Source organism: Pedobacter foliorum (assembly GCF_013266735.1).
GTDB classification, from domain to species: domain Bacteria; phylum Bacteroidota; class Bacteroidia; order Sphingobacteriales; family Sphingobacteriaceae; genus Pedobacter; species Pedobacter foliorum.
The window spans coordinates 26,148-48,466 of record NZ_JABSNU010000017.1; the positions used below are offsets into that span (position 1 = coordinate 26,148).

Below are 22,319 nucleotides of genomic sequence, written 5' to 3' on the forward strand. Positions count from 1 at the left end.
ACCTTTGTGCCCGTAAATAAAATCATTTACAGTTTATTACTAAAAACTCATCAGCTAAATGAAAAGACCGTTGCATAAAAACGGGATTCCAATATCCCCCTCCTTAGATTATTTAAACCAACCAACAAATGGTACAAAGAAGGGCTATCTCCAGAAAAAACGTTTACTACAAATCTCTTTACTCTCTATTGGTGTTGCCATTGCCATTAGTTTAATTGCGAAAGTTCTAATCTCTCTGATAGATCTGGTAACAAACATTGCTTTTTACGGAAGCTTTGATTTAAAGTTTAATAGTCCTGCAAACAACCATTTGGGGTTATGGGTAATTATTATTCCTGCAATTGGCGGTGTACTGGTCGGGCTAATGGCATTATATGGCTCTAAAGCAATAAGAGGACATGGTATTCCGGAGGCAATGGAGCAGATATTGGTTAATCAAAGCAAGATTAAACCCTCTATTGCACTTTTAAAGCCCTTATCTTCTGCAATAGCAATTGGAACCGGAGGACCATTTGGCGCTGAAGGTCCAATAATCGCGACAGGTGGAGCATTGGGCTCTACTTTAGGGCAATTATTTAAAATCACACCTAACGAACGTAAAATTATACTTGCTGCCGGAGCAACTGCGGGTATGTCGGCCATATTTGGTACGCCGATAGCGGCTATTTTCTTAGCGATTGAGTTGTTACTATTTGAATTTTCACCAAAAGCCATTCTTCCTGTTGCATTAGCCTGTATCACGGGCGCAGCAGGTCATCAGTTTTTATTTGAATCTGGCCCCGTATTTCACATGCCCGAACTCAGTACACCTACCAATATGGCTTTGGGTATTTACAGCTTTATGGGCATAATAATTGGTTTTATTTCATTAGGCTTAACTAAAATTGTGTACCACATTGAGGATGCTTTTGAAAAACTACCTATCCACTGGATGTGGTGGCCTGCAATTGGCGGCTTAGCTGTAGGAGTAATTGGATATTTTGCTCCTCACACTTTAGGTGTAGGCTACGACAATATTATTAGTGTTTTATCAGGAAAAATACCTTTGGCATTACTGCTAAGTCTTTGTTTCTTTAAATTTCTCTCCTGGGCAATTGCACTTGGAAGCGGAACATCCGGAGGTACGCTTGCACCTTTATTAACTATAGGCGGTGCTGCCGGAGCCATACTTGGCTCAATCACACTACTGTTATTTCCAAACTCAGGCATCAGTATTCCTATGGCTGCTTTAGTTGGTATGTCGGCTATGTTTGCAGGGGCTTCAAGAGCTTACCTAACCAGCATAACCTTTGCGCTTGAAGCTACCATGCAATCTCATGCGTTATTACCTCTGCTTGGGGCTTGTACAGCATCGTACCTCATTTCCTTCTTTTTCATGGAAAACACCATCATGACCGAGAAAATTGCCAGAAGAGGAATATATACTCCTGACTCTTACGAGCCTGATATCTTACGAAAAATGACTGTTGCCGATGTACTAAAAGCCAATAGTATGGTTGTAAGCACTAAAAACCGCATCAATGAAATCAGGGCGTTCTTTGACCTTAATCCTCCTTTAGAAAATCACTTTATGGTGATGGACGAGGAAGATAACTTTAAAGGAGTGATCACGCTTTCAAGCATATACAATAAAAACCATGATGCGGATGGCCCTATTTCGGAAATTATGGAACAAAGTATACCCGCAATAAAAAGCAATGACAATCTGGCTACGGCTGTAGAGTTAATGTCTAAATGCGATGAAGAGTTTTTGCCTGTTCTATCTACCAAAGAGAAAAACAGAGTAATTGGCTTACTTACATATAAAGATGTACTTACCGCATATAAAATACACCTAAAGGAAAATCAGGAGGCAGGAATTAACCTCTCTTTAAAGCGTCAGCGCATTAAAATACTAGTAAAAGGACGTCAGCTGATCCATAAAGTAAAAGAAAACTAAGCGTACTTATGTACTTCTTGAGCGGCAACGAATTCTGCGGCTTTTACAACATCTCCAATTATTATAATTGCGGGGTTAGTAAGTCCAGAGTTCGTTGCAGCCTGAGACAGATCCTGAACCTCACAAATCACCTGTTTCTGATGAGGTAAGGAAGCATTTTGAATTATCGACGCAGGGACAGATCCTCTTCCAGATATTATATAAGCTGCAGAAATCTCCGTCAACTTTTTCATTCCCATATATATAACTACAGTCGCCTTACTTTTAACTGCGAGTTGGAGATCTGATGACAAAGAGCCATCCTTCTTTGTACCTGTTACAATCCAGATGCTTTCACTTATCCCACGATGGGTTAACGGTATATCATTTAAGCCACTAGCCTGCATGCTACTAATACCCGGCACATAATGAGACTCAATACCGTGCTCACGAGCAAATAGTATCTCTTCAAAGCCTCTTCCGAAAATAAAAGGATCACCCCCCTTTAAACGAACAACGTTTCCCCTTGTAAATGCATAATGTTTTATAAGCTGATGAATAGTTTCCTGTGAAGTGCAAAACCCATAGGGTTTTTTACCTACATAAATTCTTTCGCAATCATCAGGTGCTATATCTAATAGCTCTTTGTTCACTAAATTATCATAAAGTATCACTTTCGCTGACTCTAAAACCTTAAAACCTCTAATTGTTAGCAAATCTGGATCACCAGGACCAGAACCAACTACATAAAACACAGGATTATCTGTTTTTTTCTTAAAAATACCCATAAAAACAACGATTAATATCAAAAAAAACCAATTAATAGAATAAATATAGCATATAAATAAACACATTAACACAAAATAATTCATTTAAACACAAAATAATCACAAATTAAATAATATAAAACACAATAAAACTAAAAACAACAATAAATAAACAAAAATAACCATGATATAAATCACACAATTATTACAATAATATAAATTATTGTATATATTTGACCTAAACAAACCACAATTACTAGTAAAACAGAATAAATAACCCAACAAAATCTAAATTATGAATCAAAAAACAGTAGTCGTAATAGGAAATGGAATGGTTGGACATAAATTTTGTGAAAAATTAGCCGCTAAATCAGATAATTTCAAAATTATTGTATTTGGAGAAGAACCACGGAGGGCATACGACAGAGTTCACCTAAGCGAATACTTCAATGGAAAAACCGCAGAAGATCTTTCCTTATCTCATGAGAACTGGTACAATGAACAAAATATCATTCTTCATCTTGGCGATCCGGTAAAAGAAATTGACAGGGAGAACAAAACCATACATTCAAGCAAAGGGCTTATTTTAAACTATGACTACCTCGTTCTGGCAACAGGGTCGTCGGCTTTTGTTCCTGATATACCCGGTGTAGATAAAGATGGGGTTTTCGTTTATCGCACCATCGAAGATCTTGAGCTTATTAAAAACTATGCTTTAAATGCAAAAACAGGTTCCGTATTAGGAGGTGGCTTATTAGGTTTAGAAGCTGCAAAAGCATTAATAGACTTAAATCTTAAGGAAACACATGTAATTGAATTTGCACCAAGGCTAATGCCAAGGCAGATAGATAGTGCCGGCAGTCAAATGTTGCAGACTAAACTTAGCACACTGGGCTTATCTATATATACAAACAAAGGAACCAGTAGCATAGAAGGTGAAAACCGTATAGAATACCTAAAGTTTAATGACGGAAGTGAGTTAAAAACAGACATACTTGTAATTTCTGCCGGAATCCGCCCAAGAGATGAGTTAGCTAAACTCTGCGGAATCGAAGTAGGCACCAGAGGTGGAATTCTGGTAAATGAAGCTATGCAAACCAGCGACCCCTCTGTTTTTGCAATCGGAGAATGCGCTTTGTTTAATCATAATATTTATGGGTTAATCGCTCCTGGATATGAAATGGCAGAAGTGGTAGCTGCTAATCTATGTGAAGGTGACAAAACATTCCATGGATTTGACATGAGCACTAAGCTAAAACTTATTGGTGTAGATGTAGCGAGTTTTGGAGATCCGTTTATAACTGAACCAGATTCAAGAAGCATCTTATTTGAAGACACTCATAAAGGAATTTACAAACGCATAAACATCAGTAATGATGGGAAATATTTACTTGGAGGTATACTAATTGGTGAAGCAGAAGCCTACAATATGCTACTGCAAACTGTAAACAACAAAATTGCACTCCCTCCTAACCCTGAAGATTTAATATTAGGGTCACGTGGAGGGAGCTCACAAACAGAAAATGCAGGTCTGGCCGGACTTCCGGACGACGCATTGATTTGTAGCTGTGAAGGAGTATCTAAAGGCAGCATCTGCAATGCGGTCTCTTTAGAGGGCTGCGAGTCGGTAGACGCGATTAAGAAATGTACTAAAGCAGGAACAGGATGTGGAGGATGCATCCCTATGGTAAAAGACCTAATGGTTCATACCATGAAAGAAAATGGCAAATACATCAGAAATGTGGTATGTGAGCATTTTCAACTGAGCAGACAAGAATTATATGATCTTATAAAAATACACAACCTTAAAAGTTACGAGCAAGTACTGGACAACGTTGGCAAAGGCGATGGCTGCGAAATATGCAAACCGCTGGTATCATCACTTCTGGCAAGTATATGGAATGACATGATCCTTAAAAGAGGTAATGATACCGCCCAGGACAGTAACGACAGGTTTTTGGCAAATATCCAAAAAGGCGGCACCTACTCTGTAGTTCCGAGAATTCCGGGAGGAGAAATCAAGCCAGAAAAGCTGGTTATTATTGGAGAGGTTGCCGAAAAATACGGTCTATACACAAAAATCACTGGCGGACAACGCATAGATATGTTTGGCGCACACTTAAGTGACCTGCCTTTAATATGGGAAGAGCTAATTGCCGCAGGTTTTGAAAGTGGACATGCCTACGGAAAAGCCTTGCGCACAGTTAAAAGTTGTGTTGGCAGTACCTGGTGTCGCTTTGGTTTACATGATAGCGTAAGCTATGCGATCAGAATAGAAGAACGCTATAGAGGGTTAAGGGCTCCACACAAATTAAAGTCTGCCGTTAGCGGATGTATTCGTGAATGTGCAGAGGCTCAAAGTAAAGATTTTGGAATTATAGCAACAGAAAAAGGCTGGAACCTATACGTATGTGGCAACGGAGGCAGCAAACCTCAGCACGCATTGCTTCTGGCTTCGGATGTAGATAGCGACACATGCATCAAATACATAGATCGTTTCTTAATGTTTTACATCCGCACTGCCGACCCACTAACGCGTACCGCTCCTTGGTTAAACAAAATGGAGGGAGGAATTGAATACCTGAGAAATGTAGTTGTAAATGACAGTCTGGGAATGGCAGCGCAATGGGAAATTGAAATGCAAAACATCGTAAACAGCTATCAATGTGAATGGAAAACGGCAATTGAGGATCCAGAAATAAGAAAAAGGTTCAATCATTTTGTGAACGCTCCTGAAGAAAAGGATCCAAGTATAAAATTTGATGAAATGCGCGGTCAGAAAAAGGCTGCAAACTGGACAACAGCATAACCTAAAACAAACAAACCTATTTATACACTAACAAAACAGAAAATCATGGTAGAAACAACGACAAACTGGTTTGAAGCATGCCGCGTTGAAGACGCAGTACAAAACGGAGGAGTATGTGTTAAGTGCGGAGAGGAACAAATTGCATTATTTTATTTTACCCGCAGAAATGAATGGTATGCCACACAAAATTTATGCCCTCACCGCAGGCAAATGGCACTTAGCCGTGGCATGATCGGTTCGGTAGGTGAAGATCCTAAAATTGCCTGTCCTTTCCATAAAAAGACATTTTCACTATCTACAGGAGAATGTTTGAGTGGAGATGAATGTGCGATACAAACCTACCCGGTTAAGGTTGAAGATGGATTTGTATACATCGGCTTACAAAATTAAATTAAATATGCGCGACATAACCAGCAAACAAATCACATTAAGAACAGCCAAGGCAGTAGCTACCATCTTTTGTTCAACTGAAACCATTTCAAAGATCAAAGGCAATGAACTACCAAAAGGCAATCTTTTTGATGTGGCCAGAGCAGCTGGTTTTTTAGGCGCTAAATTAACTCCTCAACTACTACCCCATTGTCATCCTGTAAATATCGATAGCATGGACATTTCCTTCAGTTTCATTCCTGAAGGCGGCATTCAGATATTGGGTGAAGCAAAATCCATTGGTCGTACAGGTATAGAAATGGAGATACTTACGGCCGTTTCAATTGCTGCCCTTGAGATCTACGACATGCTAAAACCGGTAGACACCGACCTTGAAATAGGCAACATCAAGCTGTTGCAGAAAACAGGTGGCAAAAGCGATCGGAAGAAATACTTCTCAACCTCTCCTACTTGTGCAGTTCTGGTATGTTCAGATTCAACCGCAGCAGGAAAACGTGAAGACAAAAGTGGACTAGCAATCAAAGGCATACTTGAACAAGCAAATGCAAAGGTGGTAGCCTATGAAATAGTTGCAGACGATAAAGCACAAATACAAAAGCAGTTGCTACAATGGGTTTCAGAAGATATCCATTTCATCTTCACCACAGGCGGAACTGGTCTTGGCCCACGAGACAACACAGTAAGCGCTGTAAGTGAAATACTGGAACGCGATGCTGATGGAATTACTGAAGCAATGCGAAACTTCGGCCAAATGCGGACACCAATGGCCATGATGAGTAGAGCTGTTGCCGGATCCATCGCTCATTCATTAATAGTTACACTGCCCGGAAGTACAGATGGAGCCAGAGAATCACTGGAGGCGATAGTACCCGGTGTTTTCCATGCCCGAAAAATGATGAAAGGAGGAGGACATTAGCGTATGATAAGTTTTGAAGAAGCCATAACCACAATATCCACTCTTTCGCAACACTTCGAAACGGAATACATCAATCTGGAGGATGCCGACAATAGAATATTAGCCGAAGACATTTATGCTGACCGCGACTACCCCCCCTTTAACAGAGCCGCTATGGATGGTTATGCAATTATGCTTAGCGATTGGGAAAGTGGCTTAAGAAAATATGCGATAACCGAAATCATTTACGCAGGACAGGTTTCAAAACAAGCACTAACTTCTGGAAATTGCTATAAGATTATGACTGGGGCAGCTACCCCAAAAACGGCAAACGTAATCATCAGAAAAGAGGATACACATGAAATCGATAATGAGGTAACTATAGCAGTCGAAACAGCAAAACACCTTCAAAACATAGCCACTCAAGGACAAGACTTAAAATACCAGGCTTTAATATTAGCTTCTCCCTGCAAATGCACACCACAAACTATTAGCCTGCTTGCTTCTGTCGGAAAAGCAACACTAAAAGTATACAAGCTACCTACAGTTGCAGTGATAACAACCGGTGATGAAGTTATAGCACCCAGCAAACCAACAGCGAGCCATCAAATCCGCAACAGCAACCAATATCTGCTAAAAGCACTTTTAAAGAAATGGAACATTACTCCATCGCTGTGCGAACACGTTCAGGACAACAAAAACCTGCTTACCAAAGCATTTAAGGAAGCTATTAAAAACCAACTTACCATTATTAACGGAGGAGTATCTGCCGGAGATGCTGATTATGTGCCTGCTGTATTAAAGTCGCTGGGAGTTGAAATGGTATTCCATAAAGTTAAAATACGTCCAGGAAAACCGTTATGGATAGGAAAAACTCCGCTCGGCGGGATCGTTTTTGCCCTTCCCGGAAATCCATTATCCTGCCTTACTACTTTCACAATATTTGTAGAAGATTATTTATACAAATGCTTTGGCTACGCAAGTCGCCCAGTATACAGATTCCCGATACAAGAGAGTAGGATTAAAAAACATCCGTTAACAGAGTTTTTTCCAGTTCAAATAAGTAAGTCGCAACAAGGCTTAAACCTTATCTCTTTCAACGGATCCGGAGATATTACCGCCGGTCTCAATGCCAGTGGCCTGGCCCTACAACCAGATTTAACAGAAGAATTAAAAAAGGAAGACATCATTAGTTTTTACCCATTTAACAACAGCCTATAAGAACCACAACATCCATATAAAAAAACACCCCATCAGAAGGTCGGATTTCTGACAGGGTAAAATAGTTTCATCGTTTAAATAAAACTTATCAAATGTATCAAAAAGAATCTACTCTTCCCAAAGAAGGCCTTAAGCCGCTAAAAAAACTTAACATCTTTTCTACGAAAGGCATTCAGATGAAAACCTTTCACATTACATGGATAACCTTCTTTTTCTGCTTTTTTGGATGGTTCGGTGTTGCACCACTCATGCCATTAATACGAGAACAACTACATTTAAGTAAAGATCAAATTGGCAACATCATCATCGCCTCAGTCTCTGCAACAATTATCGCAAGGCTAATTGTCGGCAAACTATGTGACACCCTCGGCCCGAGACTATCCTACACCATTCTGCTTGCACTAGGCTCAATACCCGTCATGTGCATAGGACTAAGCAACAGCTATGAAAGCTTTCTCTTATTCCGTTTTGTAATTGGAATTATAGGCGCATCGTTTGTAATCACCCAATTCCACACCTCAATGATGTTTGCTCCAAATGTAATAGGAACCGCAAATGCCGTTACAGGAGGCTGGGGAAATCTTGGCGGTGGAGTTACACAACTGATAATGCCACTTATTGCAGCAGGTTTTGCGGGTTTAGGCTTTGTTAGTCAGGCTAACTCATGGAGAGTTGCCATGATCGTACCGGGCGTAATTCTATTAATTATGGCTTTTGTTTATTACAAGTACACAAAAGATACTCCGGCCGGGAACTTCAAAGACCTTGAAGTAGTTAAAGTTAAAACAGCTCAAAAGGGTTCTTTTATGGCTGCGCTAAAAGATTACAGAACATGGGTGTTGGCATTGGCTTACGCAGCTTGTTTTGGAATAGAAATAACGGTTGACAATGTGGCTGCCACCTTTTTTACGGATCAATTTGGCGCATCAATGATTATGGCCGGTGCCATGGCGAGCATATTTGGTGGCATGAATATTTTTGCAAGAGCACTCGGTGGTTTTGTGAGCGATAAAGTCGGAAAATCATACGGCCTTAGAGGCAAAGGAATACTACTTGGAGGGCTGCTTGTTTTAGAAGGAATTGGCATCAGCTTATTTGCCCAATCACAAACACTCGGCCTAGCAATAGCTTCAATGCTTTTATTCGCACTGTTCCTAAAAATGGCTAATGGCGGTACTTACGGCATTGTCCCTTTCATCAATAAAGATGCAATTGGTTCTGTAAGTGGCATTGTAGGCGCAGGTGGAAATATAGGCGCTATGCTGGTAGGCTTTCTATTTAAATCAGAGCACCTAACCTATGCTGATGCATTTCATTATATCGGTATTGGCGTGGCCGTTATCGGTCTGCTGGTATTCATTACAAAATTTCAATTAAAGAGATCCGAAAATACGGAAACAGTAAAACAAGAGTTTCAACAGGCTTAATTCTAACAAAGAGGGAACATATATGTCTGGAGATAAGAACAAAATTTTTAAAAGTACCTGCTGCTACTGTGGCGTTGGCTGTGGCGTAAACGTTACTTTAGAAAAAAATAAGACCATTACAGTACAGGGTGATAAAGATCATCCTGTAAACCATGGCATGCTTTGCAGCAAAGGTCTTAACCTCCAGTACACCGTAAACGACAAAAGCGATCGTCTGCTTTATCCTCAAATGAGGTATAACAAAAATATGCCGCTGCAAAGAGTTAGCTGGGATGATGCCTTAAATCGGACAGCTGCTGTTTTCAAGACTTTTATTGATAAGTACGGTCCTAATTCCGTAGCTTTTTATGCCTCCGGCCAATGCCTTACTGAAGAATACTATGTAATCAATAAACTGATAAAAGGTTTTATAGGCAGTAACAATATCGACACCAACTCTCGCCTATGCATGAGTAGTGCGGTTACTGCTTATAAAATGGCCTTGGGCGAAGACAGTGTTCCGATATGCTATGACGACATTGAGCTTGCCAATTGCTTTTTTATCACCGGCGCTAATCCCGCGTGGTGTCACCCAATACTTTGGCGTAGAGTTGAAGCACATAAAGCCGCGAACCCAGACATCAAAATTATCGTTACAGACCCAAGAGTTACCGACTCCTGCTCACTTGCTGATCTTCACTTACAAATTAACCCGGGGACTGATGTAACCTTAAATCATGCTATTGGCCGCGCACTTATTGAAGCCGGAAATATAGACAGTGAATTTATAGCTAACCATACCGAAGGTTTTGATGCTTATCAGCAAAAGGTATTCGAAAGAACCTTAAAAGAATCAGCCCAAATCTGCGGAATTACTATATCCGAAATAGAACTTGCCGCTACCTACATTGGTGAGGCCAAAGGGTTTTTAAGCATGTGGACAATGGGACTTAACCAAAGTTCTATTGGTGTAAACAAAAACCTGAGTCTGATTAACCTAAACCTTATTACTGGCCACATTGGAAAGCCAGGTTCAGGCCCCTTCTCTCTTACCGGGCAACCCAATGCAATGGGCGGTCGCGAAGTGGGCGGACTTGCAAATCTTCTTCCTGCACACCGTGATTTATCGAATGAACAACATCGTTTGGAAGTACAAAAATTCTGGGGAGGAACAACCATTTCAGGAAAAACAGGCCTTACGGCTACCGAAATGTTCGAGGCCTTACATGATGGTCGACTTAAAGCAATCTGGATACTATGCACAAATCCATTAACCAGCTTACCTAATGCCCGATTTGCTGAAGAAGCTTTAAAAAGGGCAAAATTTGTGGTGATACAAGAAATAACAGACAAGGCAGAAACCCTTGCTTACGCGGATGTGATTTTACCAGCAGCTGCCTGGACAGAAAAAGAAGGCACAATGACCAATTCTGAAAGAAGAATAAGTCACCTGAATAAAATCATTGATGCACCGGGCGAAGCGCTTCCTGATGCCGAGATCATTTGTCGCTTTGCAAAAAAAATGGGTTATAAAGGGTTTGAGTACAATAGCATGGAAGACATCTATAAAGAACATGCAAAACTCACCTATAGAACCAGCATCAATATACACGGGCTTGACTACAAACAAATTGACAAGAGCAACACCGTACAATGGCCTTTCAACAAAAGATCAGAAAGCGGCACAAAACGTCTGTTTACCAATCATTTATTCTATACAAGCTCAAAGAGAGCTATTATACATAGTCCTTCTGATCAGTTAAATAGTGAGCTTCCTGATGAGGACTTTCCTTTTATCCTAACTACCGGCAGAGTTCGTGACCACTGGCACACCATGTCTAAAACAGGCAAAGTGAGCAAGCTTAAACAGCACATTAAAGATGCCTTTATGGAAATTAATCCTGCAGATGCAGATTTCTTATCCATTGAGGACAATCAGGTTATAGTTGTACGATCAAGACGAGGAGAAGTTCAGGTTAAAGCAAAAATATCTGCTACTATAAAGCAAGGTGTAGTATTTCTACCTATGCATTGGGGCAAAATACTGGGCAGTGATTTAAATAGAGCAAACAATATTACCAGTACCATTGTAGATCCGCTATCTAAAGAACCTGATTTTAAGTACTGCGCTGTAAACGTTGAGAAGTTCAAAAAGGACTTCCAAAGGATTGTAATTATAGGTGCCGGAGCAGGTGCATATGGTTTTGTTAAATCTTACAGGGAAATCAATAAGGAAGATCAGATCACCATTTTTAGTAAAGAGAACTTCCCGTTTTATAACCGCGTAATGCTTCCTGATTACATAAGTGGAGAGCAAAAGTGGGAACAACTGGTAAAAATGAAGGACGAGGAAGAGCCTGAATACAACATTAAACTATTGAGAGGTGTAAGTGTAGAAAAAGTAAACCGGGAACAGAAGTACGTAATAGATTCAACAGGTAAAAAGACATCGTACGACTTACTGATAATAGCTACCGGAAGTCGCTCTACCCTACCCAAAAACGCGCCATCATTACCGGGTATTTTTACCATGCGCAGTCGCACTGATGCAGACAATTTCAAAAAGCACATCCCCAAAAATGCTCACGTAGTAGTTGTTGGTGGTGGGTTGCTTGGATTGGAAATGGCAGCATCATTACGCGAAATAGGCGTAAAAATTACGGTTATCCATAGGGTATCCAGATTTTTAAACAGACAGCTAGATCCACTCGGAAGCCAGTTGCTACATGAGGAAATGGTAGATCAGGGTTGTGACATTTACTACAATGATGAAGTACAGCTTTACTATGGCCGATCTAAACTAACTGGTATAGAGCTAAAAAGTGGTCGGAGGATAAATTGCGATGCAATTATACTGGCCATTGGCACTACCCCAAATATTGAACTAGCAAAGGAATCGGGATTAGAATGTAAACGTGGCGTACTTGTTAATGAACGCTTACAAACAAACGACCCCTCCATTTATGCCATTGGCGAAATTGCCGAATTTGAAGGCACACTATACGGAATAACCGCCGCTGCAGAACAACAAGCAGAAGTGGTTGCTAAGTTTCAGAATGGCGACATCAGCAGCTATTACAAAGGCAGCCTGTTCATGAACATTATAAAAATTCATGGATTTGACCTTTGCAGTATCGGGCTTTCCGAATGTCCGGACGACAAGAACTACGAGGAGATCGTTTTCATCGACAAAGCAAAACGCTACTATAAAAAATGCATCATCCATCAGGATAGACTAGTTGGAACCATCTTAATTGGCGATAAAACTGAGTTTCTTGAGTTTAGAGAATTAATAGCCAATAAAATAGAACTCAGTGACAAAAGACTGCAACTACTTAGAAGCGGTAAAAAAACTGAGCCTGTATCTGGGAAACTAGTATGTAGTTGTAATAATGTTGGAGTCGGAAATATCCTTAAAAAGATATCCTCTGGATGTGCTGACTTTAAGGAGCTATGTGAATCAACAGGAGCTGGAATGGGTTGCGGATCCTGCAAACCAGAGGTTAAACTTATCCTGGAGAGAGCATTAAAGGAAGAAGTCTTAGAAAAAGTAAACTGATATGGAAAACAAGGTCGTTAAAAAGCATCAGATTAAAGTGAACCTACCGGGGGGTATTGTGTCCATTGGTGATCTTTTACAAATCCTTAATATTCTAGAGGAATCTGAAATAGAAAACGTAAGATTTGGCACAAGACAACAGCTTTATTTTTCTGTAGATGAAGATAAGCTTGAAGACATAGAGCATAGTTTCCTAATAGCTGACACAGAGTTTGAAATAGACACAGACAAGCAGCCAAACATCATTAGTTCTTATGTAACTGAAGATATTTTTAACAACTCTAACTGGTTACGCGAAGGAGTTTACAGGGATGTGCTGGACGCTTTTAATTACACTCCAAGATTAAAAATCAACCTGGTAGACAACAGCCAAACCTTAATTCCCTTTTTCACAGGCAATTTAAACTTTATATCATCAGACATTGGCAATTATTGGTATTTGTACATGCGTTTTCCAAGAACCAATATCATTTACTGCTGGTCGTCTTTAATTTACTCTGAAGACATAGGCACCCTTAGTAAATTGGTTGAAGACGCGATATTTAGCAACAAAAACCTGTTTTATGATCAACTCAACATTGATGGACAAGAGCTGGAGAACAAGGTAAAACTTACCGGAAGCATCCTTCATCAACCCCACTCCGCTCCTTTAAAACTACCTGAATTTCAATTACCTTACTACGAGGGCTTCAACAAATACAACGACAAATACTGGCTAGGGATCTATCGCAGAAACGAGTTATTTCCAGTCTCATTTCTTAAAGACCTTTGTGCCATTTGCGCAAAAACACGTATCGGACAATTGTATACCACTCCCTGGAAATCAATTATTGTAAAAGGTGTAGAAACAGGTGACAAAAAACTATGGAATGCGGTACTGGATAAAAATCGCATAAATGTACGTCATGCATCCAACGAACTGAACTGGCAAAGCGAAGACCTTTGCGAATATGGCCTTAGCTTAAAACGCGAACTCATCACCGAGTTTAACAAAGTAGACCTAAGAACTTTTAAGCTTTGTTTTGCTATTAAAACCAATCCAAAGAGCGGCTTATTTGGCTCTGTAATTATTAGAAAGCAGGCCAGCAATCTGGATGAAGATTACAGGTTCGACATTCTTCATACCACTGATTTCAATCCCAATTCTAAAAATTTCACGCTTTATAAAGAGAGCATTAGTAAAGCATCATTAGCAGAAGCATTGGTACAGCTTTGCGACAATTACTATCAGCTTCAAACACTATCAGAAAGCGCTTCTGAGCATAATTACTACGAAGCAGAAGTTAGTAAAGAAAACGAACAAACACTTGTTCACCAGTGCAGTCACTGTTTAACCATTTACGATGAAACCTGGGGAGACGAGGTAAACGGAGTACCCTCCGGAACTAACTTCTCAGATTTAAAAGAGGATTACAGCTGTGCAATTTGCGGGGCAGCTAAATCAGACATCATTCCAATTCTTAAAGAATCAGTATTAACCGTTTAAATTATGGCATTAGACATTAGCATAGCATTATCCTTATTCCTTGTAGGCTTTTTATATTCTTCGGTTGGTCATGGCGGAGCAAGTGGCTACATAGCTGTACTTTCTTTATTTGCTATTCCAGTAGCTACTTACAAACCGTTAATACTCATCTTAAACATTATTGTAGCCGGAATGGCCTTTTATCAGTTTTGGAGATCGGGGTATTTTAGATGGAAACTATGCAGAACCTTTTTAATCACCTCTATCCCTTGTGCATTTATTGGGTCTAAATTTCCAATTCACGGAAACATTTACAACATTTTACTAGGCCTGGCATTAGTGCTACCCATGATTAAATTACTTGGCGTTAACCCAGAAGTAAAAGGAGAAAAAAAGGAAATAGCCATAATGCCGGCACTCATTATTGGAGCAGTAATAGGTGCTCTTTCCGGAATGTTAAACATTGGAGGAGGCATATTTCTGAGTCCGGTTTTAATATTATTATCCTGGGCAAATGCCAAAGAAGCAGCCGCTGCATCAGCGTTGTTTATTGTTTTAAATTCCTTTGGTGGGCTACTAGGTAGTTCTGCCGAAATCAACATAACCTCATCTTCAGCCCTATGGTTTTTAATGGCAGCAGCAGGTGGCTTTATGGGTTCGTACTGGGGTAGCTGGCGCTTTCCTCAAATCACCGTTCGCTACCTGCTCACCGCCGTTCTTGCCATCGCATCCTGTAAACTTATATTTTTCATGTAATGGCAGCAATTAGAGATCATCTGGGAAGAACTTTCAAAACGCTTAGGATTAGCCTGATAAACACTTGCAATCTGGCTTGTACGTATTGCACTTACGGCAACGAAGAAAGTAAAGAAAACTACGCTGAACATAAAGCCAAGGCATTATCTGTTCAGGAAATGCTAAATCTAATTAAACGACTCCATGGCAGATTAGATTTAACTACAATACGTTTCACCGGAGGTGAGCCCCTACTTTATAAAGAACTTACAACCCTAATAAAGGGAGCTAGTGATCTTGGCATTAACAACCTGAATTTAACCACTAACGGTCTTTTACTACAAAGAATGGCACCTGCATTAAAAGCTGCAGGTTTACGCTCCATCAATATATCTCTGGATGCTATAGAACCTTTAACGTTCTTTAAAATGAGCAGAAGGCAAGGCCTTGAGCAAACGCTTAGCGGAATTGAAGCCGCAATAAGTGCAGGTATTGAGGTAAAACTAAATACGGTGATTATGAAGGGAATGAACGACAATCAGGTAATTCCTCTTTTAAAATATGCCTTTAGCAGGAATATTAAGATACGCTTCCTGGAAATCATGGCTATGGGTCATTTGCATGGAAAAACAGATGAGCACTTTTTCTCACAAAAGGACTTACTTGCACTGATTAGCAAGCACTATAGCTTTAGCCCTGTAAACAGATCAGATAGCGCTACAGCCAATTATTGGCAAACAGAGGAAGGACATCATTTTGGAATAATAGCCAATGAGAGCCAGCCCTTTTGCACCGACTGCAATCGCTTAAGACTGGATGCTTATGGAAACATCTATGGTTGCCTAAGTAGCAATAACCCGGTTTCATTAATTGAAACAACAGATGCCGCCAGTCTCGACTTCAAATTAGAAGCCGCACTTGCACAAAAACAATCACTAAAATTTACAGGAAGCAAATTAAGCATGCTTCATATAGGAGGATAGAAATATGAAAATCGAAGTTTTTGCAATTCTAAAGGAGTATTTCGACAAAGAGTTTGAAATAAAAGATCCACTAAAAACCGTTGAAGAGCTTAGAGCGCACCTGGCGTTCCTAAATCCGGAATCTTCTAATGTCCTTAAAATATGTCGTTTTGCAGTGCACGATGAATTTGTAGCAGATCATTATCAATTAACGGGAAGTGACAACGTAGTTGTTATCCCGCCAAGCAGCGGAGGTTAATATGGAGTATATAACAAGCAAAGATCTGGATCTTGTTGCGCTGTTACAGCAATCGCACCACCCTGCTGCTGGCGCCGTGGTATTATTTAGTGGAGATGTAAGGAACAACAATGTTGGCAAAATGGTCGACTTTCTGGAGTACGAAGCCCATACTTCTATGGCTTCAAAAATGATCGAGCGTATTCTAAACGATGCAAGAAAGCGTTGGAACCTCAATATTGCTATAGCTCAGCACAGAACAGGAAAAGTGAGAATCACCGAATCAGCAGTCGTTGTAATCACAGCCTCAGCCCACAGAGCCGAAGCTTATGCTGCTAACCGTTACATTATTGATAGAATTAAACACGAAGCTCCTATATGGAAATGCGAATTCTTTACAGACGGAACCAAAGAATGGGGCGGCAATTGTAATTGCCACAAGGATACAGGCAATATTAACAAACACATCTACGAATTTGAGGACATATTATGATAGGTGTAGTTTTATGCGGAGGAGAAAGTAAACGAATGGGATCAGATAAGGGGCTTTTACCTGTTGGCTCCGTTACATGGGCACAACATGCAGAGGCAAAGCTTGCAGAACTGGATATTCCGGTGGTGATATCAATTAATCAAGCCCAATTACCCAACTATAATCATCTTTATGGTGCCGAAAAACTGATTATAGATACTGTAAATGTAAAAGGCCCACTGAAAGGTTTATTGAGTGTACATCAATATTTTCCTGATGATGACTTAATGCTACTGGCCTGCGACATGACTGATATGGACGTTGACACACTTCAGCAATTAAAGCAGCACTACCATACAAATCCTACTTTTGATTATTACTTATATGAATGCGAAGGATTTATGGAGCCTTTATGTGCAGTTTATCCTACAAACTCCTTAAGAAACTTATGTAAAGCGGTCAATTCCTCCGAACTCACTCATTTTTCAATGCACAAATTTATACGGGATTCAAACTATAAAACTATCCAAATAAAAGATAAAACTAAGTTCTCTAACTATAACACAGCCAATCATTTGCGAGCACAAATAAACAGTTAAAGTTTCACTATTTAAATTATCATTTCATGAAGACACATTTACAACTTGCCATTTATGGCGGACTGGCACTTTGCATGTTAAATTTTAAGGCAAAATCGCAAACAAATCACGTCAAGGCAACTCTCTTTGAAGGAGCTGTTGTTTTAAGTTACATTGACCACGGAGCAGCAGTAAACTGCACGGGCCCAGGGCTTAAATATACATGCAAACCATTCAGTTTACTGGTGGGCTTACTACCCAGTTTAAAAATCAAAGAAGATAAGTCTCCTGGAAATGCGCCTAAAAACGCCACGATCATACCTTCTTTAGGATGTGGCGTAACGGCTATTTACAAACATATCGTTTTGCAGATGCCTATGCTTTATACGGCAAAAACTAGTAGCAAAGATGGAAAATGGAATGTTGGCTTAGGCTTGGGATACAAATTTTAAACTACAATTATTAGGCAATAAGCGTTAATGCCCTTAAACCGATGAGATCTTTAACGCTTATTGCTTTTCCTGTTACCACAATCAAATCTTCTTTAACAAGTTCGTTCATCATCCGAAAAATAGTTTCGTATGTAGTGCCCGTAAATGCCGCAAGATCTTGCCTGCTTATTTCTATATTAATCTGCCCCTTATCATTTGCACCAAATTGATCTTTAAGCTGAATAATTGATAAAGCCAAACGACCTTTCACTGACATGTGCGCAAGGTTTCGCATTTTACGTTCCGACTCTTGCAATTCATCAGCATAAAACATCATCAATTCAAGTGTAAGATTAGAATTTACTCTGAGGGTCGACATAAAAAAATCTAAGTCAATAAAACATATTGACGTGGGCTCAAGTGCAGTAGCAGATATTGGAAAAATGGCACTTTTAGTACTCAAGCCTCTATGCCCAATGATTGCTCCATTGCCTGCAAAACGAATAATCAGTTCCTTGTCGCCCCATGTTTTATGGACTTTAACTTTTCCTTTATTAACAAAATAAATACCATTAACAGGATCACCTTCCTTAATAATCACCGCTCCCTTTTTTACAAGAAAATTTTTACGATGACTTTCAATTGGTAATTTCCATTCCTTTAAAACCAAACTGCACATTAAGCAGCTTTGCAAATCACATGCCTTCGTATTTTTCTTCATAAGGATATTGATGCTAAAAGGATTTCGTATTATCTAACAAAGAAACAATAAATCAATTAAATTAAGATATCATAATTTCAAAAGACACTTACATATGGCATAATTGTGCAATAATCTCGATTCCTTCCTTGGTATAATTTTTATATCAAAGCATTTGGGCTATCTTTGAATCAATGTATCTCTTTAAGCAGTTTTATAAAACATTGAACAATCAGCTTGCAACATTATTGCGAACTGCTATTGCTATGTTTTTAAGATTTCTTTCCGTACAATACGGCTTAGGAGATTCTTATCTTAAAAGCAGCAAAGACTTTATTAAATAAGCCCCTCCCTTTTCTTAGGGTCAGGGGTCTCCACATTTAATACTTTCCTTTCACCTTCTTGCTTTTCAAATAATGAAATTATTTAGCGCTAAATACTTTTTTAGAGCCATTTATATATTACTGCTTATATCAGCACTGGTAGCTTTGCTATTGGCTATTTTACTGCTTAAACCCTTGATGGTTTTAGTTTCTGCAGGCGTATTTCTCTTTTTAACAAATTGGTATAACAACAAGGACTTCGATGGCTCTGCCTCAGTCAAATAATACTGACTGAGGCTATTCATACAACTCAAATATTAAGTCATTTACTCAATACATAAAAAATTATGAATACTGCATCAATAAAAATAAACGATACCCCAATAGTCCTATCAACGGGAATTTACGATCTGCTAAAAGATCATTTAAGAAGAAGAAAGCTTAGCAAATACAATGAGGCTAAATTAGAGCTTGAATTAAAACATGCTAAACAGGTTTTAAGAAATGATTTACCATCAGATGTGGTGACAGTTGATACCAATGTGAAGGTTAAAGAACTGGAATCAGGAAAGGAGTTCAGCTACAAACTCGTTGCTCCTGCAAGAGCAAGAAGAAAGAACAATACACTATCTATTCTTTCTCCAATTGGCGTAGCAATCCTTGGCTATACTAAGGGAGCTGTAGTGCAGTGGGAAATGCCAGAGGGCATAAAACAGTATCAAATAGAAGAGGTTATTAAATTATCATCTAATTAATTTATTGCCCATCTTTATATTGGCTTTATTTTCCAACTAGAAACAGGTAAAAGCAAAAGGGTTACAAAATAATATCTTCCATTTTTTGTAACCCTTTTGCTTCTCAATACTCTTTAATATATCATTTAGTTAAATAAGCAGATATCCAATGAATTCAGCAAGTCATACCAGCACACCTACATTAAGCGACGAAGAAATTATTAAACGTGTAACGCAGGGCGAGAAACACTTGTATAAGAACCTGATACGTAAGTATAATTTGCGTTTATACAGAATAGGTATGTCTATTGTTAATGATGATGCTGAAGTAGAAGATATCATGCAGACTACTTATCTGAATGCATATTCACAACTGGCAACCTTCCAAAACAAGTCAAGCTTTAACACCTGGCTTACGAGGATACTGATCAATGAAAGTCTGCTGCACAAGAAAAAAAGCATAAAACGTAATCAACTGGCAATGGCCTCCGAGAAAGAAGATCTTCACAATGACACTCCATTAAAAAACCTTATGAATAAAGAATTAAAGGCGATACTTGAAAAAGCCGTTTCCAATCTTCCGGAGAAATATAGACTGGTATTTGTGATGCGCGAAATTGAAGAAATGAGCACACAGGAAACAATGGATGTTCTTGACTTAGGCGAGTCGAACGTAAAGATAAGGCTAACACGCGCAAAAGAAATGTTACGAAATGAGCTGAGCGATTACTATAAAACCACCCAGCTCTTCGAATTTAATCTTATACGTTGTGATAAAGTTGCCAATTTTGTAATGGCTAAGATAAATCCTTAATAAGTTACGGAGTATCTAGCGGAGCCATACCAAACATTAAAACCAAACGGTTATTCTCGTAAAAATTCAGTGTTTGCTCAGCAACGTCATATTTAAAAGTTTTATCACTTATCAGTTTTAAAAAGTCATTTTCCAATTTAGTTCTTTCTTCATCGGCACATGCCATCAAAGTGCTACCCATTTGCTTAAATGTAAGCTTACCATCGCCTTTCTCATACGAACCGAAGAAAGAATTACATCCGGCAGAACCATTAACCCTTCCCTTTTCCTTATCAAAAATGATAAACGCAGGTGATTGTTCCTGAGTTACGCCATTCATCTGAATCAGTTTCCATTTGTGCTTAACAACAAAACCCCAATCAGAAGTTACTACAGGCATCTTCTGTTTCTTTAATACTCTTTTTAGTTTATAAGTATAGATTGATGCATCAGCAGGAACATTTGCTCTCTTGGTACGGGTAACCAATAATACATAACGATAACCAGGCTTATAATTAAAACCGGAGATGTTACTATAAAACAGCTCCCAACTTTTACTATTTTTATATTTTACCTGAAAGCAGGTTTGTGGGGCTACACCAGTACAACTGGCACGATCTTCTTTAACCACAAGTCTTATTACATCGGCTGCATTTGCATAAGCAGAAATTCCAAACAGCATTAAAATAATTAGTATTCTTTTCATTGTGTTGTGTATTAATATTTAGTACAAAGATGCAACCAATAGACCGTTTCCATAAATATAAGATTTTCTTGTCTCATGATTCCTAAGATTTTTCTACATTAGAGAACACACTCAAATGAAAAACTACTATGAAAAGCAAGCCTCTCCTTATGCTTGGTTTATTACTAAGCTTTAGTTTAATAGCCAAATCGCAAACCATTACCAGTGCCCATTTTAGGATATCAGATACAGAGAAAGGAGTCAGATCTGTTGAATTAACTATAAACAATATCTTTATTATTGGCTTAAGTGCAAATGGCAATATCTCTTACGTTCATGAAGCAGAAGGAGCCCTCCCCGAATATATTAGCGATTTGGAACATGACGATGATGGCGACCTAAAGCAAGTTGCAAACCAAAAAATAGAATATTATGATCATTTTGACAATTCTAAATCAGGAAAAATAAAATGGATTGGTGCTGTCAAAATTGACTACTATGACAATTTTGACCTACAAGCCCCACTTGGCAAAATAAAATCTATTGGCAATATTAAGTTTGTTTACAACAATGATTACAATATCCATGATAAATTCGGAACACTAAAATCAATAGGTGATATTCAAATTGCTTACAATAACGCTTTCGATATTCATGATCCTGAAGATAAAGTTAAGTCAATAGGAAATGTAAAAATAGCCTATTTCAATTCCTTTGATGCGCAAAGACTGTTTGGCAAGGTAAAATCAATAAAAGGAAACAGCAAAAAAGTGTACGTTACAAAATAACCGGCGTTAATATTATAAATTCTATTGTATCTTTGGCGCAAATGCAAGCCGTTCTATCGCTGCGATTTTATATCGGAGAGGAAAGTCCGGGCAACACAGAGCATCTCGCTTCCTAACGGGAAGAGGTTTGGGGGTGAACACCCGAATTATGGAAAGTGCCGCAGAAAGCATACCGCCGATGGCTTTTAAGCACAGGTAAGGTTGAAAACGTGAGGTAAGAGCTCACGATTTTTCCGGGCGATCGGAGAACTGGTAAACCCCGGGAGTTGAAAGACCAAATAGGCTAACGCATGTAGGGCTGCTCGTCCGATGTTAGTGGGTAGGTCGTTAGAGATAAATGGCAACATTTATACTGGATTAATGATAGAAGACATGAGTAATCGTGTTACAGAACCCGGCTTACAGGCTTGCATTTTAATTTTTTATTGGACATGTATCAGTTTCGTAACT

General features: G+C 39.1%; 21 protein-coding genes and 1 other RNA gene. 18 read left to right on the plus strand and 4 right to left on the minus strand.

From position 1 onward, the window contains the following. The first annotated feature begins 58 nt into the window (after positions 1-58). Positions 59-1,939 carry a chloride channel protein gene (locus HQN83_RS22465; protein WP_173093562.1) on the plus strand — a complete coding sequence of 627 codons (1,881 nt, stop codon included), beginning with the start codon at positions 59-61 and terminating at the stop codon, positions 1,937-1,939. Here HQN83_RS22465 and cobA read toward each other — a convergent pair. After that, a complete protein-coding gene (gene cobA / locus HQN83_RS22470) occupies positions 1,936-2,706 on the minus strand; it encodes a uroporphyrinogen-III C-methyltransferase (protein WP_173093564.1) in 771 nt (256 codons plus the stop codon). The genes HQN83_RS22465 and cobA overlap by 4 nt on opposite strands. Before the next feature lie 274 nt (positions 2,707-2,980). On the opposite strand from cobA, the gene nirB reads away from it, so the two are divergent. From nirB to HQN83_RS22535, 13 genes are all read left to right on the plus strand, one after another. Continuing rightward, on the plus strand, positions 2,981-5,494 hold the full coding sequence (nirB, locus tag HQN83_RS22475; protein WP_173093566.1) for a nitrite reductase large subunit NirB: 2,514 nt from the start codon (positions 2,981-2,983) through the stop codon (positions 5,492-5,494). Between the two features lie 45 nt (positions 5,495-5,539). Then, positions 5,540-5,884 carry a nitrite reductase small subunit NirD gene (nirD, locus tag HQN83_RS22480; RefSeq protein WP_173093568.1) on the plus strand — a complete coding sequence of 115 codons (345 nt, stop codon included), beginning with the start codon at positions 5,540-5,542 and terminating at the stop codon, positions 5,882-5,884. A 7-nt stretch (positions 5,885-5,891) separates the two neighbouring features. Beyond that, on the plus strand, positions 5,892-6,800 hold the full coding sequence (gene moaCB / locus HQN83_RS22485; protein WP_173093570.1) for a bifunctional molybdenum cofactor biosynthesis protein MoaC/MoaB: 909 nt from the start codon (positions 5,892-5,894) through the stop codon (positions 6,798-6,800). A 3-nt stretch (positions 6,801-6,803) separates the two neighbouring features. Beyond that, positions 6,804-8,000 carry a molybdopterin molybdotransferase MoeA gene (locus HQN83_RS22490; RefSeq protein ID WP_173093572.1) on the plus strand — a complete coding sequence of 399 codons (1,197 nt, stop codon included), beginning with the start codon at positions 6,804-6,806 and terminating at the stop codon, positions 7,998-8,000. Positions 8,001-8,092: 92 nt separating this feature from the next. Next, on the plus strand, positions 8,093-9,427 hold the full coding sequence (locus HQN83_RS22495; RefSeq protein ID WP_173093574.1) for a NarK family nitrate/nitrite MFS transporter: 1,335 nt from the start codon (positions 8,093-8,095) through the stop codon (positions 9,425-9,427). Positions 9,428-9,449: 22 nt separating this feature from the next. Further along, entirely contained in the window at positions 9,450-12,965 is a 3,516-nt protein-coding gene (locus HQN83_RS22500; protein ID WP_173093576.1) for a nitrate reductase, read from the plus strand. A 1-nt stretch (position 12,966) separates the two neighbouring features. Continuing rightward, on the plus strand, positions 12,967-14,451 hold the full coding sequence (locus HQN83_RS22505) for a rubredoxin (RefSeq protein ID WP_173093578.1): 1,485 nt from the start codon (positions 12,967-12,969) through the stop codon (positions 14,449-14,451). A gap of 3 nt (positions 14,452-14,454) precedes the next feature. Beyond that, positions 14,455-15,186 (plus strand): sulfite exporter TauE/SafE family protein, encoded by a 732-nt coding sequence (locus HQN83_RS22510; RefSeq protein WP_173093580.1) that lies wholly within the window; start codon positions 14,455-14,457, stop codon positions 15,184-15,186. After that, the gene (locus HQN83_RS22515; protein WP_173093582.1) at positions 15,186-16,148 is read left to right on the plus strand and encodes a GTP 3',8-cyclase MoaA; all 963 of its coding nucleotides are present in this window, start codon (positions 15,186-15,188) and stop codon (positions 16,146-16,148) included. Before HQN83_RS22510 ends, HQN83_RS22515 begins: the two co-directional genes overlap by 1 nt. A gap of 4 nt (positions 16,149-16,152) precedes the next feature. Then, complete coding sequence (locus HQN83_RS22520; protein ID WP_173093584.1) at positions 16,153-16,386, plus strand: MoaD/ThiS family protein; 234 nt, start codon at positions 16,153-16,155, stop codon at positions 16,384-16,386. 1 nt (position 16,387) lies between these two features. Continuing rightward, complete coding sequence (locus HQN83_RS22525; RefSeq protein WP_173093586.1) at positions 16,388-16,858, plus strand: molybdenum cofactor biosynthesis protein MoaE; 471 nt, start codon at positions 16,388-16,390, stop codon at positions 16,856-16,858. Further along, positions 16,855-17,436: a molybdenum cofactor guanylyltransferase gene (mobA, locus tag HQN83_RS22530; RefSeq protein ID WP_173093588.1), complete on the plus strand. Its 582-nt coding sequence runs from the start codon at positions 16,855-16,857 to the stop codon at positions 17,434-17,436. Before HQN83_RS22525 ends, mobA begins: the two co-directional genes overlap by 4 nt. Positions 17,437-17,462: 26 nt before the next feature. Beyond that, a complete protein-coding gene (locus HQN83_RS22535) occupies positions 17,463-17,867 on the plus strand; it encodes a hypothetical protein (protein ID WP_246254570.1) in 405 nt (134 codons plus the stop codon). A 10-nt stretch (positions 17,868-17,877) separates the two neighbouring features. Here the strand turns inward: HQN83_RS22535 and HQN83_RS22540 are convergent, their stop codons facing one another. Then, entirely contained in the window at positions 17,878-18,567 is a 690-nt protein-coding gene (locus tag HQN83_RS22540) for a Crp/Fnr family transcriptional regulator (RefSeq protein WP_173093590.1), read from the minus strand. A 433-nt stretch (positions 18,568-19,000) separates the two neighbouring features. Then, positions 19,001-19,174 (minus strand): hypothetical protein, encoded by a 174-nt coding sequence (locus HQN83_RS22545; protein ID WP_173093592.1) that lies wholly within the window; start codon positions 19,172-19,174, stop codon positions 19,001-19,003. A gap of 42 nt (positions 19,175-19,216) precedes the next feature. On the opposite strand from HQN83_RS22545, the gene HQN83_RS22550 reads away from it, so the two are divergent. Beyond that, positions 19,217-19,624, plus strand: coding sequence for a GreA/GreB family elongation factor (locus tag HQN83_RS22550; RefSeq protein WP_173093594.1), 408 nt, complete (start codon positions 19,217-19,219; stop codon positions 19,622-19,624). A 148-nt stretch (positions 19,625-19,772) separates the two neighbouring features. Beyond that, entirely contained in the window at positions 19,773-20,417 is a 645-nt protein-coding gene (locus tag HQN83_RS22555) for an RNA polymerase sigma factor (RefSeq protein WP_173093596.1), read from the plus strand. 4 nt (positions 20,418-20,421) lie between these two features. Here the strand turns inward: HQN83_RS22555 and HQN83_RS22560 are convergent, their stop codons facing one another. After that, on the minus strand, positions 20,422-21,102 hold the full coding sequence (locus tag HQN83_RS22560) for a DUF4377 domain-containing protein (RefSeq protein WP_173093598.1): 681 nt from the start codon (positions 21,100-21,102) through the stop codon (positions 20,422-20,424). 128 nt (positions 21,103-21,230) lie between these two features. On the opposite strand from HQN83_RS22560, the gene HQN83_RS22565 reads away from it, so the two are divergent. Together HQN83_RS22565 and rnpB are read left to right on the plus strand one after the other, a co-directional pair. Continuing rightward, entirely contained in the window at positions 21,231-21,869 is a 639-nt protein-coding gene (locus HQN83_RS22565; protein ID WP_173093600.1) for a hypothetical protein, read from the plus strand. 40 nt (positions 21,870-21,909) lie between these two features. Continuing rightward, an RNA gene (gene rnpB, locus HQN83_RS22570) (RNase P RNA component class A) lies at positions 21,910-22,287 on the plus strand. Positions 22,288-22,319: the final 32 nt, after the last annotated feature.

Excerpts from the sequence above, each read along its gene's own strand:
- HQN83_RS22510 (WP_173093580.1), top strand. The coding sequence starts at position 14,455 with ATGGCATTAGACATTAGCATAGCATTATCCTTATTCCTTGTAGGCTTT.
- nirD (WP_173093568.1), top strand. The coding sequence starts at position 5,540 with ATGGTAGAAACAACGACAAACTGGTTTGAAGCATGCCGCGTTGAAGAC.
- HQN83_RS22560 (WP_173093598.1), bottom strand. The coding sequence starts at position 21,102 with ATGAAAAGAATACTAATTATTTTAATGCTGTTTGGAATTTCTGCTTAT.
- HQN83_RS22520 (WP_173093584.1), top strand. The coding sequence starts at position 16,153 with ATGAAAATCGAAGTTTTTGCAATTCTAAAGGAGTATTTCGACAAAGAG.
- moaCB (WP_173093570.1), top strand. The coding sequence starts at position 5,892 with ATGCGCGACATAACCAGCAAACAAATCACATTAAGAACAGCCAAGGCA.
- HQN83_RS22540 (WP_173093590.1), bottom strand. The coding sequence starts at position 18,567 with ATGAAGAAAAATACGAAGGCATGTGATTTGCAAAGCTGCTTAATGTGC.
- HQN83_RS22495 (WP_173093574.1), top strand. The coding sequence starts at position 8,093 with ATGTATCAAAAAGAATCTACTCTTCCCAAAGAAGGCCTTAAGCCGCTA.
- HQN83_RS22550 (WP_173093594.1), top strand. The coding sequence starts at position 19,217 with ATGAATACTGCATCAATAAAAATAAACGATACCCCAATAGTCCTATCA.
- HQN83_RS22490 (WP_173093572.1), top strand. The coding sequence starts at position 6,804 with ATGATAAGTTTTGAAGAAGCCATAACCACAATATCCACTCTTTCGCAA.
- HQN83_RS22505 (WP_173093578.1), top strand. The coding sequence starts at position 12,967 with ATGGAAAACAAGGTCGTTAAAAAGCATCAGATTAAAGTGAACCTACCG.
- mobA (WP_173093588.1), top strand. The coding sequence starts at position 16,855 with ATGATAGGTGTAGTTTTATGCGGAGGAGAAAGTAAACGAATGGGATCA.
- HQN83_RS22500 (WP_173093576.1), top strand. The coding sequence starts at position 9,450 with ATGTCTGGAGATAAGAACAAAATTTTTAAAAGTACCTGCTGCTACTGT.
- HQN83_RS22515 (WP_173093582.1), top strand. The coding sequence starts at position 15,186 with ATGGCAGCAATTAGAGATCATCTGGGAAGAACTTTCAAAACGCTTAGG.
- HQN83_RS22535 (WP_246254570.1), top strand. The coding sequence starts at position 17,463 with ATGAAGACACATTTACAACTTGCCATTTATGGCGGACTGGCACTTTGC.
- nirB (WP_173093566.1), top strand. The coding sequence starts at position 2,981 with ATGAATCAAAAAACAGTAGTCGTAATAGGAAATGGAATGGTTGGACAT.
- HQN83_RS22555 (WP_173093596.1), top strand. The coding sequence starts at position 19,773 with ATGAATTCAGCAAGTCATACCAGCACACCTACATTAAGCGACGAAGAA.
- HQN83_RS22565 (WP_173093600.1), top strand. The coding sequence starts at position 21,231 with ATGAAAAGCAAGCCTCTCCTTATGCTTGGTTTATTACTAAGCTTTAGT.
- HQN83_RS22465 (WP_173093562.1), top strand. The coding sequence starts at position 59 with ATGAAAAGACCGTTGCATAAAAACGGGATTCCAATATCCCCCTCCTTA.
- cobA (WP_173093564.1), bottom strand. The coding sequence starts at position 2,706 with ATGGGTATTTTTAAGAAAAAAACAGATAATCCTGTGTTTTATGTAGTT.
- HQN83_RS22525 (WP_173093586.1), top strand. The coding sequence starts at position 16,388 with ATGGAGTATATAACAAGCAAAGATCTGGATCTTGTTGCGCTGTTACAG.
- HQN83_RS22545 (WP_173093592.1), bottom strand. The coding sequence starts at position 19,174 with ATGAATAGCCTCAGTCAGTATTATTTGACTGAGGCAGAGCCATCGAAG.